This window comes from Acidimicrobiia bacterium (genome assembly GCA_016650365.1).
Taxonomy (GTDB): Bacteria; Actinomycetota; Acidimicrobiia; order Spongiisociales; family JAENVV01; genus JAENVV01.
In genome coordinates this window covers 1-1,674 of the sequence record JAENVV010000324.1, presented here as the reverse complement: position 1 = coordinate 1,674, position 1,674 = coordinate 1, and the positions used below count along the sequence as shown (strand labels likewise).

Sequence of the window (1,674 nt, the reverse complement as noted above, 5' to 3'; positions counted from 1 at the left end):
TTAACGTATTCGGTGGGCCCACCGACAACCAGTCGGATCAGGTGATCCAGGTACGTGGTGGCGAAGTGAGTACGTCGATCAACTCTTGTTCGGAAGATCCAGGGCTCGGAACCGCGTTGTAATCGAATCGCACTCGCGGTGGCAACGAAACCAGGATCGACTCGGTCCGACCGTCAGTCTGTAGGCCGAATCTTGTGCCCCGATCATGGAGGAGGTTGAATTCGACGTATCGGCCCCGGCGCTGATGTTGCCATCGTTCCTGGGCTTCGGCGTAAGGAGACTCCCGATGGCGATCGACGATTGGCAGATAGGCGTCGGCGATGGCCGATCCGAGATCGCTCTGTAATGCCAGTATCGACTCGACGTCGGTTTCATGGTCGAAGAAGATGCCTCCGATCCCCCTGGACTCTCCACGGTGGGGAAGCCAGAAGTATTCGTCGCAGGTTGTCTTCCACCGTTGATAGTCGCCCGCTTCGTGCCTTTGGCAGGCTTCGCTCAGGGAACGGTGGAAATGCAATGCGTCCTGCTCGTCGAAGTAATAAGGGGTGAGATCGGCTCCGCCACCACACCAGGCGGTCCCGGTATCGGTTTCGAAGTAACGAAGATTGGCGTGCATCGTTGGGATGTAGGGGTTCCGAGGGTGGAGAATCAGTGATACCCCGGTGGCGCCGAACCAGGATGCCTCCACGCCGAGATGTTCCGTGAGTTTTTTCGGGGCCGGACCTTGGACGGCCGAAACGTTGACGGCGGCTTTCTCGAACACTGCGCCATCTGAAAGCACCCGGGTTAGACCGCCACCGCCTCCAGGGCGATCCCACGCATCCATATCAAACCGGCCGCCATCGATCGACTCGTAACGGGCAATCAGGTCGGACTGAATACGGCGGTAGAGGGTTTCTGCTTCGTGGAAGGTTTTAGAGAGTGGTGCCACGAGGGCCTTTGCTCCGATTCTCGTGTGCCGCGATGGTACCCGGGCGGTGTCAGACTGACCTCAATGGGCGGCTTGTGCCATCTGAGCCACCGCGTTTGCCCATGGTGAGCTGGCATTCACACAGGGGATCCGGAGCAATTCGGAGCCTCCGGCTTCAGCCCACTGCTTCTTGCCGCGAATCCCGATCTCTTCGATCGTTTCGAGACAATCCGCCGTGAATGCCGGGGTCAGAACCGCCAGCCGACGCACTCCCTGCCCGGTCAATTTCGGCATGATGGTGTCGGTGTGAGGTTCGATCCAGCGTTGCCCGGCGAGGCGCGACTGAAACGTGGTCGTAAACGACCCCGGCTCCAGGTTCAACAGACCGACGAGGCCCCTCGTGGTGGCAAAGCATTGGGCTCGGTAACAGGAGCGGTTCGTACGGTTCAGCTCGTCGCAACACGACGCCGATCCGAGACACCAATCGGTTGATGGATCGGATTTCATTATCTGGCTCTCAGGTAGCCCGTGGTAGCTGAACAGGATGTGATCAGGGGCGAAGTCCTCCAGAAGCGGTTTGGCGATATCGGCAGCTGCCTGCAAGAAACCCGGATTGTCGAAGAATGGACCCACCGTGACCACGTCAGGCACGTTCGTTCGGCCACCAACGATTTCGAACGTTTTGGCGAGCGCCGAACCACTGGAGGCTGATGCGTACTGCGGAAAGAGCGGAATGATCACCAACCGGCCGCAACCCTGAGCGA

The 1,674-nt window shown here is 59.3% G+C and carries 2 protein-coding genes; both read right to left on the bottom strand.

What is annotated here, in order from left to right; genetic code table 11:
• Window positions 1-37: 37 nt before the first annotated feature.
• On the bottom strand, window positions 38-931 hold the full coding sequence (gene hemF / locus JJE47_17690; GenBank protein ID MBK5269258.1) for an oxygen-dependent coproporphyrinogen oxidase: 894 nt from the start codon (window positions 929-931) through the stop codon (window positions 38-40).
• 60 nt (window positions 932-991) lie between these two features.
• Window positions 992-1,674: ferrochelatase (locus JJE47_17685; protein MBK5269257.1), on the bottom strand; the 683-nt coding region annotated here is incomplete at its 5' end.